The 15,254-nt window shown below is 63.1% G+C and carries 11 protein-coding genes; 9 read left to right on the top strand and 2 right to left on the bottom strand.

Annotated elements, in window-relative coordinates; genetic code table 11:
- Window positions 1-237: 237 nt before the first annotated feature.
- A complete protein-coding gene (locus HMPREF2630_RS08635) occupies window positions 238-1,506 on the bottom strand; it encodes a DUF349 domain-containing protein (RefSeq protein WP_049343778.1) in 1,269 nt (422 codons plus the stop codon).
- A gap of 561 nt (window positions 1,507-2,067) precedes the next feature.
- Between HMPREF2630_RS08635 and hisS the strand changes: the two genes are divergently transcribed.
- Entirely contained in the window at window positions 2,068-3,429 is a 1,362-nt protein-coding gene (hisS, locus tag HMPREF2630_RS08630) for a histidine--tRNA ligase (protein ID WP_049343776.1), read from the top strand.
- Window positions 3,430-3,635: 206 nt separating this feature from the next.
- Here hisS and HMPREF2630_RS09360 read toward each other — a convergent pair whose 3' ends face one another.
- Window positions 3,636-4,097: an endonuclease domain-containing protein gene (locus HMPREF2630_RS09360; RefSeq protein WP_239663151.1), complete on the bottom strand. Its 462-nt coding sequence runs from the start codon at window positions 4,095-4,097 to the stop codon at window positions 3,636-3,638.
- An 866-nt stretch (window positions 4,098-4,963) separates the two neighbouring features.
- Here HMPREF2630_RS09360 and aspS point away from each other — a divergent pair.
- The 8 genes from aspS to alaS all read left to right on the top strand — a co-directional run bounded on the left by aspS (window position 4,964) and on the right by alaS (window position 15,252).
- Window positions 4,964-6,736: an aspartate--tRNA ligase gene (gene aspS / locus HMPREF2630_RS08620; protein WP_070484524.1), complete on the top strand. Its 1,773-nt coding sequence runs from the start codon at window positions 4,964-4,966 to the stop codon at window positions 6,734-6,736.
- 211 nt (window positions 6,737-6,947) lie between these two features.
- Window positions 6,948-7,475, top strand: a complete 528-nt coding sequence (locus tag HMPREF2630_RS08615; RefSeq protein WP_070484521.1) for a P-loop NTPase family protein — start codon at window positions 6,948-6,950, stop codon at window positions 7,473-7,475.
- 107 nt (window positions 7,476-7,582) lie between these two features.
- Window positions 7,583-8,017 carry a D-aminoacyl-tRNA deacylase gene (gene dtd / locus HMPREF2630_RS08610; RefSeq protein WP_070484518.1) on the top strand — a complete coding sequence of 145 codons (435 nt, stop codon included), beginning with the start codon at window positions 7,583-7,585 and terminating at the stop codon, window positions 8,015-8,017.
- Window positions 8,018-8,212: 195 nt separating this feature from the next.
- Window positions 8,213-9,811: a replication-associated recombination protein A gene (locus tag HMPREF2630_RS08605; RefSeq protein ID WP_070484515.1), complete on the top strand. Its 1,599-nt coding sequence runs from the start codon at window positions 8,213-8,215 to the stop codon at window positions 9,809-9,811.
- Window positions 9,812-10,594: 783 nt separating this feature from the next.
- Window positions 10,595-11,227, top strand: a complete 633-nt coding sequence (gene rpsD, locus HMPREF2630_RS08600) for a 30S ribosomal protein S4 (protein ID WP_049334274.1) — start codon at window positions 10,595-10,597, stop codon at window positions 11,225-11,227.
- Between the two features lie 297 nt (window positions 11,228-11,524).
- The gene (locus HMPREF2630_RS08595) at window positions 11,525-11,914 is read left to right on the top strand and encodes a DUF948 domain-containing protein (RefSeq protein ID WP_049334273.1); all 390 of its coding nucleotides are present in this window, start codon (window positions 11,525-11,527) and stop codon (window positions 11,912-11,914) included.
- A complete protein-coding gene (locus tag HMPREF2630_RS08590; protein ID WP_049343760.1) occupies window positions 11,914-12,399 on the top strand; it encodes a hypothetical protein in 486 nt (161 codons plus the stop codon). The genes HMPREF2630_RS08595 and HMPREF2630_RS08590 overlap by 1 nt, the downstream gene beginning before the upstream one ends.
- Before the next feature lie 165 nt (window positions 12,400-12,564).
- Window positions 12,565-15,252 (top strand): alanine--tRNA ligase, encoded by a 2,688-nt coding sequence (alaS, locus tag HMPREF2630_RS08585; RefSeq protein WP_070484512.1) that lies wholly within the window; start codon window positions 12,565-12,567, stop codon window positions 15,250-15,252.
- Window positions 15,253-15,254 lie beyond the last annotated feature (2 nt).

Genomic DNA, 15,254 nt, shown 5'->3' with positions numbered 1-15,254 from the left:
TTTAGACAGAGGTTTTCGATAGGTTAGTGTCTTCACCGTGGGTCTTTAACCCGCATTAAAGTCACTAACCTATCGAAAATCCATGAACCCGGTGCGCCCTCCATCTGCATCGGGTGGGGGCGCGAATATAACCCCCGCAGACACGCAGAAGCCACATGTGTTTCGAGAAGCCACGATATTGGTGGCTTTTCGAAACACATGTGGCTTCTCGGCGTTAATTAGACCGTCGGCTAGACCCTAGTTGCCGAAACCCTGCAGGGTTGCTGCCCAGGCGCGGCGCGCCTCCAGAGCTTCCTTAGCCTTGGCGATCTTCTTAGAGTCGCCGCCCTTTTCAGCTGCGGCGAGCTCTGCTTCCAGCTCGGCGAGGGAGTCCTCGATCTGTGCGAGCAGGGAGTTCGCGCGTGCCGCCTTGGCGGGGTCGTTGCGCTTCCACTTTGCCTCTTCGGCGCCGTTGATTTCGTCCTGAATGCGGCGCAGTTCGCCGTCGATACGGCGCAGGTCGTTGCGGGGCACGCGGCCAGCCGCATCCCAGCGATCCAGAATCTTCTCGAAGGCGGCCTTTGCTGCCTCAATATCCTCAACGGGCAGGAGCGCGCGGGCCTCCTCCAGCAGTGCCTCCTTGACCTTCAGGTTCTCGGCGTAGACGGCGTCCTGCGCGGCCTCAGCCTCGTGGCGGGCGTTGAAGAACACGTCCTGAGCGGCACGGAAACGAGCCCACAGCTTGTCGTCCTCGCGACGGTGGCCGCGCGGAACCTGCTTCCAGGCGCGCATCAGCTCACCGTACGCGCGGGAGGTCTCAGACCAATCGGTCGAGGTGGACAGCTCCTCGGCGCGAGCAATCAGCTCTTCCTTCGCGCGCTTGATGCGTGCGTTGCGGTCGTCCAGCTGGGAGAAGTGTGCGCGGCGGTTGCGGTCGAAGGTGGTGCGGGCGGCGCGGAAACGCTTCCACAGCTCATCCTCCACGCTCTTGGCCAGGTGAATCTCACGCTGAGCCTTCTTCCACGCCTCGAACAGCTCGTTCATGCGGGTATGCGAGTTCTTCCAGTGAATCTGGTCGGGGTCCTGGCCGGCAATCTGCTCGGCCTCGGCCACAATCTCTTCACGCACGGCCAGGGCACGTTCGCGGTTCTCGGTGCGGGCCTGCTGCTGCTTCTCGCCAAGTTCGGCGATCTGCTCAGCGAGGGAGACGAGGCGCTTCTGCAGGCCGGAGTAGTCGCCGACCATGTTGCGCACGCCAATCTGCGAGCCGATGGAGGCGATGCCCTTCTGCAGATCCGCGGCGGGGGCGTTATTGGCCAGGCGCGACTCGAGCAGGGCGACCTGCGCCTCAACGTTTTCAAACTTACGGGCGAAGTAGCTGAGCGCTTCATCTTCGGATGCGCCGGGCAGCTGACCTACAGCGTACTCTTCGCCATCGACAATGACGAAGACGTGGCCGTCCTCGGAGACGCGACCAAACTGGCGGGCCTTCTCGAGGTTTACAGTGTCGTCGGATTTGGTAGTCACCGCTATAACTCTTTCACTCGGGGGTGCCGGATGCGGGGAGCGCCTTCGCGCCGTCTCGCCGAGGCGTGGGCCGCGGCCAGCCGCAGGGCACCCGTTGGGTTGTGCGTGTGCACCTCCTAAGCATAGCCGGTACGGGCCTCGCGTGAGTAGTGTCCGGTCGTGTTGTGTTCGTGGCGAACCGCCCGCCGCCGCGCATGTGGGCTCCGGCTATTCCGTTGAGCCGCTACCTCCGTTGCCGCGCATGCGAACCGCCGCCGCTACGCGTGCCCGCGGGTGCTTCGGCTTGAATCAACCAACTGGCCCCTGCGGAGGGCCGCCGCCGGCACCACTCACACCGGCAATCAGCCAGGTAGTACCATCCCGGTGCATCGCTTCGACTCCTAATCGTCGTCGTCACGTTCAGGCGCGCCGCTCGCGAGTGTTGGCATGGGGACGAGCGGTTCACTCTGTCCGCGTGCGAGCCCCCGCCGTGCGTGCGGGTGTTGGTATGATGATAGATATGCCCGGCACCGTAGAGCGCCGGGGTTTTGTTGTCGAGTTCTTTATCAAGGAGTAGAGCGCATGGCTCGCAAGGCGTCGCTGTCTGGTTTCCCCGAGTATCTTCCGGCTGAACGACTGGTTGAGAACCACGTTCTCGACACCCTGCGTGAGACTTTTGAGCTGCACGGTTTTTCCCCGATTGAGACTCGTTCGGTGGAGACCATCGAGCAGCTGCTGCGCAAGGGCGAAATCGACAAGGAAGTGTACGCCATCTCGCGCCTGCAGGAGGACGACTCCGCGAAGGCCAAGGAGAAGCTGGCGCTGCACTTTGACCTGACCGTGCCGTTTGCCCGCTACGTGGTGGAGAACGCCGGCTACCTGAACTTCCCGTTCTCGCGTTACCAGATTCAGAAGGTCTGGCGTGGTGAGCGCCCGCAGGAGGGCCGCGCCCGCGAGTTCACCCAGGCAGATATTGACGTGGTTGGCGACGGCGAGCTGCCGTTCCGTTACGACGTGACCCTCGCGCTGGTCGTTGTCGATGCGCTGTCGAAGCTACCGATTCCCGATTTCAAGCTGCGCGTGAATAACCGCAAGCTGGCCGAGGGCTTCTACCTGGGCCTGGGCCTGACCGACACCGCGGCCGTGCTGCGCTCCATCGACAAGCTGGAGAAGATTGGTCCCGAGCGCGTGGCCGAGGAGCTTCAGTCCGAGGCCGGTGCGAGCGCGGAGGCTGCCGCGGCCGCCCTGGAGCTGGCCCAGATCCGTACCGAGGATGCATCCTTCGTGGAGCAGGTGCGTGCACTTGCGGCTAAGTATTCGGTGGAGCACGAGCTGCTGGACCAGGGCCTGGCTGAGCTGGCTGAGGTCATTGAGGAGGCGTCCCGCCGTGCGCCGGGTAAGGTGCTGGCTGACCTGTCGATTGCTCGCGGTCTGGACTACTACACCGGCACCGTGTACGAGACCGTGCTGGTCGGCCACGAGTCGCTGGGTTCGATTTGCTCGGGTGGTCGCTACGAGTCGCTGGCCTCAAACGGTAAGAAGACGTACCCTGGCGTGGGCCTGTCCATTGGCGTGACCCGCGTGGTGGCTCGTATTCTGTCGCAGGGTTTTGCGCAGGCGAGCCGTAAGGTGCCTTCGGCCGTGTTCGTGGCCCTGACGAATGATGAGGGCTGGTCGGCCGCGAATGATGTTGCGGATGCACTGCGCGCCCGCGGCATCGCCTGCGAGGTGTCTGCGAATGCGGCGAAGTTCGGCAAGCAGATTAAGTACGCCGAGAAGCGCGGTATTCCGTTCGTGTGGTTCATCTCTTCGGATGAGTCTGGTGCCCCGGTTCACGAGGTGAAGGATATCCGTTCGGGTGAGCAGGTGCCCGCCGACCCGAATTCGTGGATGCCGCCGGCTGAGGACCTGCACGTTCAGATTGTGCGTGCCGAGGGTCTGTAAATACCTGTAATACCCGTATTATCTGGCTGCGGTAATATTTGGCTGCTGTATTATCTGGCCGCTGTAAGTCTGTCGTTTACCCGCCCGGTGGGTGGTTTAGTAACCCGGTGGATGGGCTAGTCGCTTTTGGGATGGTTAAGACCCACCCCATACGCGACTAAACCACCCACAAACCGAAACCGCGACCCATTGAGAGGCGACCGGGCTCACCGCAGAAGCAACCTCCGCAGGTGGGCCACGACTTCCGGTTCCTTCTGGAAGATATCGGCCCAGGTCAGGTGTATAACCGTCCAGCCGGCGCGGGTGAGCGCCCGGTCGCGGGCCGCCTCCTGCCGGTCTCGACCCGGGTAATCGACGTACTTCTGCTCGCCGTCAAACTCGAGAATGACCCGTAGCTCGGGCCAAGCGAAATCCGTTCGGTAGCGTCGACCCTCGCACACAATCGGGTACTGGGTCACGGGGGAGGGCAGCTCGTGCTCCATGAGTAGGCATCGGGTGAGGCTTTCGCCGGCCGACTCGCTGGATGCATCCATCGCCCGGACAACGAGCGGCCCATTCGAGCGGCCGCGCCTCGTAAGGTGCGTGAGGGCGTCGGTCACAGCCTCGGGCGTCAGGAGCCCCCGCCGCATCACGGAGTCGGTCAGCACCACGGCGTTCCGAAAAGGCATGGTCCGCACGCAATCCTGCAGCGTGCGAGTCACTGTTGTAACGGGAATGGATGTGCCCGGAATTACGGTCACCTCGCTGGGGTCAAGAGTAAATCTGTACCGACGGATTCGCCCCCGGTCCGAGGGACTTTTAGCGTTGCTACACACGTTGAGTCTGGCCGGAACGCCCATCAGGTCGAGCCCCCAGAGCACCGCGGCTGATTCGTGCGAGAAGACCCCTTGCAGGCCGGCCTTGTGGGCGGCGATGCATCGTACACGAAGCCGATCATCGTCTCGAAGGCCGGTAGCATCGGAGGCGTAGATGTAGGCTCCTCGCTGGATGCGTTGCAGGGTCCCGGAGGCTATCAGTCTATTGACTTCCCTCGCGCCGATTCCCCGCAGCTTAAGGATGCGCGTGGTCAGCACGAGGGAGTACAGTTCGACGGTTCGTGGGGTGGGAGCGGTCAGGGAGTTCATACCCATCAGGCTGTCATGTTGTGGCCGTTGCACGTGGCGAAAATCAAAATCTGTGGATAACTCGGCTGAAGACGAAGGAGGTTGCCCATCCACAGGGGAGGGGTTCGTCCCGTCGGATGGATTCTGGGTGATCTAGTATCGGGGTCTGATTAGTCCGGTGGGTGGTTTAGTCACTCAAAGCATGGTTTAGTCGCATCCGCGGTGGGTCTTAACCACCCCAAACGCGACTAAACCACCCACAAACCGAAACCGCCCCTCGCAGCCCCTACCAACCTCCTTCCGCGAGAGAGTCCATGCCCCGGCAAGACGGGCTACAATGGATAGGGCGCACGCAGTGTGCGCATATCATCAACCGCGAGTACCCGGCTACTGTCTATAGTCGTGAGGTGCTCGCTATGAAAGGAATGTCTGTGCTTCGCACTCACACCAACGGCGAGCTGACCGCCGCAAATATTGGAGAGACTGTTACCCTGACCGGTTGGGTGGCTCGCCGCCGCGACCACGGTGGCGTCGCTTTCGTTGACCTGCGTGACCGTGAGGGTGTCACCCAGTGTGTTTTCCACAACGAGGCTGACTTCGAGCACCTGCGCAACGAGTACGTTCTGCGCGTGACCGGTAAGGTTTCCAAGCGCCCGGAGGGTAACGAGAACCCGAACCTGGCCACCGGTGAGATTGAGGTTGAGGTGTCCACCGTTGAGGTGCTGAACACCGCGGCCCCGCTGCCTTTCCAGATTGACGAGCACGTTGAGGTGGGTGAGGAGGCGCGCCTGCGCTACCGCTACCTGGACCTTCGCCGCCCGGAGCCGGCCCGCATCATGCGCCTGCGTTCGGACGCGAACCGTGCGGCACGCAACCTGCTGGCCGAGGACGGCTACATTGAGGTTGAGACCCCGACCCTGACCCGTTCCACCCCCGAGGGTGCACGCGACTTCCTGGTGCCGGCTCGTCTGGCTCCGGGTTCGTGGTACGCTCTGCCGCAGTCCCCGCAGCTGTTCAAGCAGCTGCTGCAGGTGGGCGGTATTGAGAAGTACTACCAGATTGCCCGCTGCTACCGTGACGAGGACTTCCGCGCCGACCGTCAGCCCGAGTTCACCCAGCTGGACATTGAGGCTTCGTTCATTGACCAGGAAGACATCATTGACCTGGGCGAGCGCATCGTTGAGGCTGTGTGGAACCTGATTGACGTGAAGGTTCCCCGCCCGATTCAGCGCATGACCTACAAGGATGCGATGGAGAAGTACGGTTCGGACAAGCCCGACCTGCGCTTCGGCCTGGAGCTGACCGAGCTGACCGAGTACTTCAAGGACACCACTTTCCGCGTGTTCAAGGCTCCCTACGTGGGCGCCGTTGTGATGCCCGGTGGCGCATCCCAGCCCCGCCGCACCCTGGACGCTTGGCAGGAATGGGCTAAGCAGCGCGGCGCTAAGGGCCTGGCTTACGTTCTCATTCAGGAGGACGGTGAGCTGACCGGCCCCGTGGCTAAGAACATTACCGACGCTGAGCGTGCTGGTCTGGCTGAGGCTACCGGCGCGAAGCCCGGCGACTGCATCTTCTTCGCTGCTGGTGAGGCTAAGGCTTCCCGTGCACTGCTGGGTGCTGCTCGTGTTGAGATTGGTCACCGCACCGGCCTGATTAAGGATGACGAGTGGTCCTTCGTGTGGGTTGTTGACGCCCCCATGTTCGAGTCTGCTGCTGAGGCTACCGAGTCCGGTGACGTGGCTCTGGGCCACTCCGCATGGACCGCTGTGCACCACGCGTTCACCTCCCCGAAGCCCGAGTTCATGGATACCTTTGACACCGACCCGGGTTCGGCTCTGGCCTACGCTTACGACATTGTCTGCAACGGTAACGAGATTGGTGGCGGTTCGATTCGTATTCACCGCCGCGACGTGCAGGAACGCGTGTTTGGCGTGATGGGCATTGGTGAGGAAGAGGCTCAGGAGAAGTTCGGCTTCCTGCTGGATGCGTTCAAGTACGGCGCACCCCCCATGGGTGGTATTGCGTTCGGTTGGGACCGTGTTGTGTCCCTGCTGGCTGGCGTTGATTCGATTCGCGAGGTTATTGCGTTCCCGAAGACCGGTAACGGTTATGACCCGCTGACCGCCGCACCCGCTCCGATTACTCCGGAGCAGCGTAAGGAAGCCGGCGTGGACTTCAAGCCGAAGAAGAAGGACGAGGAGTAATCTTCTCCAGTCTTTGGTCTTGCACCCCGTGCGGGGTGTGAGGCGTGCGGCGATTATCCGGCGGGGCATTGAGTCTTGAGCTTTGAGCTCCGAGCTGTGAGGCTCGGGTCTTGCCGGGGTCGCCGTTGAGGGTGGGCTGTGTATTCTGCTGTGCAGGGTCGCAGCCCACCTTTTTGTCAATGGATACGCGAGAGAACAGCGGGAGGGGAGTATGCGCATCCTGATTGCCGGCCCGAGCGGTAGCGGTAAGACGACGTTTGCGGCGCGGTTGGGGCGCATCCTGGACATTCCACATACGGAGATGGACTCGCTGCACTGGGGGCCGAACTGGACCCCGCGCCCTAGCTTCGAGGCGGATGTTCAGGCGCTCATCGAGCGGCCCGCGTGGATTACGGAGTGGCAGTATCCGCAGGTGCGTGGCCGCCTGCTGGAGCGTGCGGACGTGGTGATTTACCTGCGCTATAGCCGCGCGGTGGTCATGTGGCGCGTGGTTCGCCGGACGGTGCGCCGCGCGGTGACGGGTCAGAAGCTGTGGGCTGATAACGTGGAACCGCCGCTGAAGAATATTCTGCGGGACCCGGACAACATGATTCGGTACACGTGGAGGAGTTACCCGCACGTGGGCCAGCTGCTGGCGGAGGCTCGCGGGCAGCATCTGCAGAAGCGTTTTATCGAGTTCCGTACCCCGCGGGCGGCGAACCAGTTTTTGCGTGCCGTGCAGCTGCGCGGCGTGCTCTGAGGAGGCTGCCTCTAGAACTGCGGCTCCTTTTAAACAGACCGCCGCGGATGGTATCGAAAGAGATGCTCGAGCCCGGCGAAAGCCGGCTCCATGATGAAAGGTGAACGATGCGAGTAGTTATTCAGCGCGTAACCCGCGCGGCGGTGCGCGTGAACGGCGAGACGGTCGGCGCGATTGAGCAGCCCGGCTACCTGGTGCTGGTCGGCATCACCCACGGCGACGGCGCGGCGCAGATTGCGAAGCTTGCCGATAAGACCGCGAACCTGCGCCTGCTGGAGGGGGAGAAGTCCCTCCTCGATGAGGGTGCGCCCGTGCTGGCGGTCAGTCAGTTCACCCTGTACGGGGATGCGAAGAAGGGCCGCCGCCCCTCCTGGTCTGCCGCGGCCCCGGGCCCGGTGAGCGAGCCGCTGTTCAACGACTACGTTCAGGCGCTGCGTGAGCGTGGCCTGCACGTGGAGACGGGCGTGTTCGGCGCGGACATGCAGGTGGAGCTCGTCAACGACGGCCCGGTGACCCTGATCCTCGACAGCGAGACCCTCTAGGGTCGACATCTCAATCGGCGAGCGAATCGGCCCGGGGTATAAACCCTACCCCCGGGTTATAAACCCGCGGCGAAGACACTAACCTATCGAAAACCCCGTTGATAAAACCCGTGGCTTCACGCCGCGAGCTAAATCCACGCCTGTAAATCCACACCCCGCGCCCGCCTCAAGTCTGTGAAACGATAGAGTAAGACTATGGCTGATTCCCTCTTTGACCTTGAGCTGCCCGACGACGGGGACCGCGTGAGCCTGATTGGTGCGCCCGCCGAGGAGCCCGCCTCCTCGCGCCCCTCTGCGTCGCGTGCGCGCTCTGCCCGTTCGGCGTCCCGCGCGCCCCTGGCGGTGCGTATGCGTCCGCGCACCATCGACGAGGTTCTTGGCCAGGAGCACCTGCTGACCCCCGGCTCGCCCCTGCGCGTGCTGGCCGGGGAGAACGCCGGCCCGGCTGGCCCGTCCTCGGTGATTTTGTACGGCCCTCCGGGTACGGGTAAGACTACCCTGGCGCATGTGATTGCGCGCGCGCCGGGCCGCAAGTTCGTGGAGCTTTCGGCGATTACCGCGGGCGTGAAGGATGTGCGCGCGGTCATGGATCAGGCGCTACTCGACCGTGACATGTACGGCACGACCACCGTGCTCTTCCTCGATGAGATTCACCGTTTTACAAAGGCTCAGCAGGATGCGCTCCTGCCCGGCGTGGAGAACCGCTGGGTGATTTTGGTGGCGGCTACGACCGAGAACCCGTCGTTCAGCATTATTTCGCCGCTGCTCTCGCGCTCGCTACTGTTGCGGGTTCATTCGCTGGAGCAGTCCGATATTGAGCGTCTGATTGACCGTGCTCTGGCCGATCCGCGCGGTTTTGACGGTGCGGCGGTCATTGATGAGGACGCGCGCGCCCACCTCGCGGCGGTTTCCGGAGGCGACGCTCGCCGCTCCCTGACCTCGCTGGAGGCGGCGGCCGCCATCGCGTTCAGCGAGGCCGAACAGGCTTCGGCAGAGGCCGCCGGCTCGCACGGGGGCGGCTCCGCCGAAACCGCAGAAACCGCCGAAACCAACCCGGCTGAGAATGACCCCGCTCAGTCCGACCCTGCGCAGCCCGACCCCGCCGAGGGCTCAGATGAACCGGCGGGGGAGAAGTCCCCGAAACCCGCCGCCCCTGTCCGCATCACCCTGGCGCACGCCGTGGAAGCGGTGGACCGCGCCGCAATTCGTTACGACCGTTCGGGTGACCAGCACTATGACGTGGTGAGCGCGTTCATTAAGTCCATGCGCGGCTCCGACGCGGATGCCGCGGTGCACTATCTGGCGCGCATGTTGGAGGGCGGCGAGGACCCGCGCTTCGTGGCGCGTCGCATCATGATTCTGGCGAGCGAGGACATTGGCCTGGCCGATCCGCAGGCCCTGCAGGTGGCGACGGCCGCGGCGCAGTCGGTGGCGCTGGTGGGCATGCCGGAGGCGCGCATTATCCTCTCGCAGGCGGTGATTTATTGTGCGCTCGCGCCGAAGTCGAACGCCGCCTATAACGCGATTAACCGCGCGATTGCGGATGTGCGTGCGGGCGCCTCGGGTCAGGTTCCGGTGCACCTGCGCGACGCTCACTATGCGGGGGCTAAGCAGTTTGGTCACGGCGACGGCTACATTTACGCGCACGATGCGCCGGGCCACGTGGCGGCGCAGCAGTACCTGCCGGATACCCTGCGCGGCACGGTGTACTACGAGCCGACTCAGCACGGTTTTGAGCGTACGTTGACGGAGCGTCGTGAGCGTATCCGCAGGATTCTTGACGGCGGCAACTAGCCGCACGGAGGGGCCGTGTCGTTTCACCGCGCGAACTAGCCGCGGCGCGCGCTTGCTGCGTAGACTACTCGCGCAGACTAGCCGTGCTCATTAGCCGCGCGGGCCGGTTGGCTGAGCGGTTTAGCCGCATGAATTAGCCGCGCGGACTTATCACGCAAACCACCCGCGCCGGCCCGTCTATAGGACAGCAGACAGCGAGCACACGCAAAATGCGGTGCGCAGTACCTCGGTCGTACTGCGCACCGCATCAGAGTTTGAGTTGTGATAGATGTCTTGACCGCCGGCCAATCCCGGAAGGGCGGACGCCAAGCTTGTATGCCTAGTCTAGGCGATGCGAGAGCTCGAAAGCAAGCTAATCCCATAGATTCACAGGTTAAAAATAACGGAATGATTACAATCCAACATCTACACCCGGCAATTTTGTGGGGAAGGCTCCCCTAAATGCTTCTGACGGGTGTAAATATTCCCCGTGGGGTTCGTGTGGGTATATGTCAAAAACCCACACAAACGGCAATTTAAACTAAAGATTCCCCAAAAGGCTGGTAAAGCCGGGGCGCATCCGGTAAGCTTGACGGGTCTGGCAATTGCTATGCCCGCATCCGTGCGAGCATGAGTAATGTAGCTGCGAGGTACTCTGCCTCGCGCTCTCCGCCTCACCGCCGCGCAGCAACGACCGAATCGGTCGCGCGCGGGCCACGGCGAGGTCACCCGAGGAGGCCAGTATCCAAACAGACCGAGGCCCCACCCGTGAGGGTGCAGGAGCCTCACATAGAAAGGTAGATTGTGGCTAAGCACAACCGCACCCGCCGTACCGTGCGTCAGTCCCGTGCCCTGGGCATTGCACTGACCCCGAAGGCAGAAAAGTACCTCGAGCGTCGTCCTTACGGCCCCGGCCAGCACGGCCGTGCCCGCAAGAAGGCTGACTCCAACTACGCTACCCAGCTGAAGGAAAAGCAGCGTCTGCGCGCTCAGTACAACATCCGCGAGGCACAGATGCGCCGCGCATACCTCGAGGCAAAGCGTACCGAGGGCCAGACCGGTAAGAACCTGGTCGAGCTGCTCGAGACCCGCCTCGATGCCCTGGTTCTGCGTGCAGGTTTCGCCCGCACCATTGCTCAGGCACGTCAGATGGTTGTTCACCGTCACATTCTGGTTGACGGCGTTCGCGTGGACCGCCCCTCGTTCCTCGTCAAGCCCGGCCAGCTGATTCACGTTCACCCCAAGGCTGAGAAGACTGCCCCCTTCCAGGCTGCGGCTGCTGGCGAGCACCAGGCAGTTCTGCCCGAGGTTCCCGCATACCTGAACGTTGAGATTGAGAAGCTGCACGCAAAGCTTGAGCGCAAGCCCAAGCGCGAAGAGATCCCCGTGATCTGCGACGAGCAGCAGGTCGTTGAGTACTACTCGCGTCTGGCATAATCTCGATTTTTCGAGAAGCAACCCGTTCCGTACCGTTTCGGTGGGGGACGGGTTGTTCCCGTTTAAGGGCCCGGCTTGGGGTTCTGCCCCTCGGATGCGGGCTTCGCCTCGGCTCATTCGGGAACCTGTGAATTGTTCAATCCTGGGAGTTTCATGAGAGTTTAAGGGGCGCGAGAAGGAATTTTCGACTAGAATAGGGGATTGAACTGTGTAGGCAGTCCGACCGATGCGCCACGGCGGCGCGCCGGTGAGTATGACTATTGACAAGCACCATGCGTTACGCGAAATGAGGTACAGATGACTGGCGGAGATATTGCAGGCCTGATTGCGGCGGGAGTTTTCGCGATTCTCGTGGCGCTGTTGGCCCTTCCCATTATTCGCCTGACCAAGGTGTTTGATGAGCTGATTGTGACGATTCGTTCGCTCAACCAGAGCACCGCGCCGCTCATTGAAGAGGTGACCCGCACCGTGGTGACCACCAACGAGCAGCTCGAGAAGGTTGACGACATCACCTCGAACGTTTCGGACGCCTCCGCGAACGTTTCGGCCCTGTCCTCGCTGGTGACCTCGACCGTGGGCCAGCCGCTGATTAAGGTGGCTTCCTTCTCCTACGGCGTGCGCCAGGCCTTCCGCGGCGGCAACAAGTCCGGCCAGCAGGGTGGCACCTCCGCGGGCGGTGAGAACTAATGGGTCTGCTCCGTTCCGTTCTTCTGCTCGGTGCCGGTGCCGCGGCGGGCTACCTTGCCTCCCGACGCGCCTCCTCTTCGGAGCCCGCACAGCGTACCCCCGGTAGCGCCCTGCTCAAGCGTGAGCACGGCGAGCTGGCCCTCAACCCGGAGTCTCAGATGGCAAAATTCTTCGATTCGCCGATTGGCAAGCCCCTGCAGCCCTACGCGCTGAAGGCCGTCGAGTTCGCAGCCCGCGTGCGCGAGGGCATGCAGGAGAAGGAGATGGAGCTCAACGCCAAGGTGGAGCGCCAGAAGCAGGACCTGCGTCCCGGTTCCCTTGACACCTGGGAGAGGGGCATGAGCACGACCGAGATTGAGGCCGCAAACCGCCGCATTGCCGAGCGTGAGCTCATTGAGGTGGAGTCGCAGATTGCCTCGCTGGAGAAGGCCCGCGAGCAGCGCATCGCCCGCGACCGCGAGCTCGGGGACGACTTCTTCAACTAACTAGACTTTGGCCGAAAGGCCGCCGTCTACCGAACCGACCGACCCGTAGCGTGAGGGCGTTGGAGGGGCCCATAATGGCCCCTCGATTAGCCATTTTGCGCGCGGAGAGGCACCATAGGTCAGTAGACTATTTAGAATTTCGCACAGATTATTCAAAGGAACGAGATGCTCTCACAGGAGATTTCCAAGCGCTGGATCGATTTCTTCGCTTCCCGCGGCCACACCGTGGTGCCTTCGGCATCGCTGATTTCGAACGAACCCGGCGCCATGTTCACCATCGCCGGCATGGTTCCGTTCATTCCCTACTTCCTGGGCCGTGAGACCCCTCCGTTCTCCCGCGCGACCAGCGTGCAGAAGTGCATCCGCACCCTGGACATCGAAGAGGTCGGTAAGACCGCACGTCACGGTACTTTCTTCCAGATGGCCGGTAACTTCTCCTTTGGTGATTACTTCAAGGAGCAGGCGATTCCTTTCGCTTACGAGCTGCTGACCACCCCGCAGGATCAGGGTGGTTTTGGTCTGGATCCGGAGCGCCTGTGGGTCACCATTTATGAGGGTGACGACGAGGCGTTCGATATTTGGCACAACAAGGTGGGCTTCCCGGCTGAGCGTATTCAGCGCATGGGCATGAAGGAGAACTACTGGTCCACCGGCCAGCCCGGCCCCGCAGGCCCCGACTCCGAGATTTTCTACGACCGCGGCCCCGCCTACGGTAAGGAAGGCGGCCCGGCGGCTGACGACGACCGCTACATCGAGATCTGGAACCTCGTGTTCATGCAGTACCAGCGTGGCGAGGGCATCGGCAAGGACGACTTCGAGATTCTGGGCGACCTGCCGAAGAAGAACATCGATACCGGTCTGGGCGTTGAGCGTCTGGCCATGCTGCTGCAGGGTGTCGAGAACTTCTACGAGACCGACCAGGTGCGCCCCGTGCTGGATGCGGCGTCCAAGCTCTCCGGCAAGAAGTACCACGGCTCCGAGTCCGCCGAGGACGAGGGCTACGAGGACGACGTGCGCATGCGCGTGGTGGCCGACCACATCCGTTCCTCGCTCATGCTGATTGCCGACGGCGTGACCCCCTCGAACGAGGGTCGCGGCTACATTCTGCGTCGCCTGATGCGCCGCGCGATCCGCGCTATGCGCCTGCTGGGCGTGACCGAGCCCTGCCTGCCCGTGCTGTTCCCGGCTTCGCGTGACGCGATGAAGGGTGCTTTCCCGTACGTGGCTGACGACTTCGAGCGCATCTCCCGCATTGCCTACGCCGAGGAGAAGGCGTTCCTGCACACCATCGAGACCGGTACCGAGCGCCTGGAAGAGGCCGTGGCCGCCGCTAAGAAGGACGGCTCGAACTCCGTTTCCGGCGCCGAGGCCTTCGCACTGCACGACACCTACGGCTTCCCGATTGACCTGACCCTCGAGATGGCCGCCGAGGCCGGCGTGAAGGTTGACGAGAAGGCCTTCCGCGAGCTGATGGCAGAGCAGCGCCACCGCGCACAGGCTGACGCCAAGGCTAAGAAGGGTGCCTTTGCCGATCTCTCCGAGCTGCGTAAGCTCGTGGACGAGCGCGGCTCCATCTTCACCGGTTACACCGAGTTGCGCACCGAGACCAAGCTGCGCGCCATCCTGGTGGACGGCGTGTCCGTGCCCGCCGCCAAGGCCGGCGACAAGATTGAGGTCGTCCTGGACGAAACCCCGTTCTACGCCGAGGCCGGTGGCCAGGCAGCCGACACCGGTGTGATTACCGGTAACGGCTTCATCATTGACGTTCAGGACGTTCAGCAGCCCGTCAAGGGCCTGAGCGTTCACCGCGCCATCGTGCGTGAGGGCGAGGCTCACGTCGGTGCCGATGTTGTGGCACAGGTTGACGTGCAGCGCCGCCGCGACGGTGAGAAGGCACACTCGGGTACCCACATCATCCACGCCGCTCTGCACCAGGTGCTCGGCAACGAGGCAACCCAGCGCGGCTCCTTCAACAAGGAAGGCTACCTGCGCTTCGACTTCGCGTGGGGCGAGGGCCTGTCCGAGTCCGCTAAGCGCGAGGTGGAAGAGGTTGCTAACCTCGCCATCCGCGACAACCACGAGGTGATTACCCGCGTGATGCCGCTGGCCGAGGCGAAGGCTCTGGGTGCCATGAGCCTCTTCGGCGAGAAGTACGGCGACGTGGTGCGCGTGGTTGAGATTGGCGGCGACTTCTCCCGCGAGCTGTGCGGTGGTACCCACGTGGGCACCTCTGCCGAGATTGGTTCGCTGTCGCTGCTGACCGAGAGCTCCGTGGGCTCCGGCAACCGCCGCGTCGAGGCCCTGGTGGGTCTGGACTCCTTCAACCACCTGGCAGCTGAGCGCACCCTGGTGAACCAGCTGACCGGCCTGATGAAGGTTCAGTCCTCCGCAGACCTACCCGAGAAGATTAACCAGACCCTGGCTAAGCTGAAGGCCGCCGAGAAGGAGCTGGCTCAGCTGCGTCGCGAGAAGCTGCAGGCCGAGGCCGGCAAGCTTCTGGAGAACGCACAGACCATCGGCTCCGTGCGCGTTCTGGCCCACAACGCCGGCGAGCTGGACGCCAACGGCGTGCGCGAGCTGGCCCTGGACCTGCGTTCCCGCTTCGGTTCCGAGGCCGCCGTGGTGGCCGTGGCCGGCGTATCTAACGGCCGTCCCGTGATCCTCGTGGCAACCACCGAGGGCGCCCGTGCCGCCGGCGTGAAGGCTGGCGCACTGGTCCGCGTTGCTGCCGGTGTTCTCGGCGGTGGCGGCGGCGGTAAGGACGACGTCGCTCAGGGCGGTGGCCAGGACGCATCCAAGATTGGTGCCGCTCTGGACGCCGTTCGCGACGCTATCGCACAGGCTCAGGCCTAAGA

The sequence above is a fragment of the Rothia sp. HMSC072B03 genome, from assembly GCF_001809565.1.
GTDB classification, from domain to species: Bacteria; Actinomycetota; Actinomycetes; order Actinomycetales; family Micrococcaceae; genus Rothia; species Rothia mucilaginosa_A.
The sequence above is the reverse complement of the archived record's forward strand: the minus strand, read 5'-3'. Positions and strand labels throughout refer to the sequence as shown.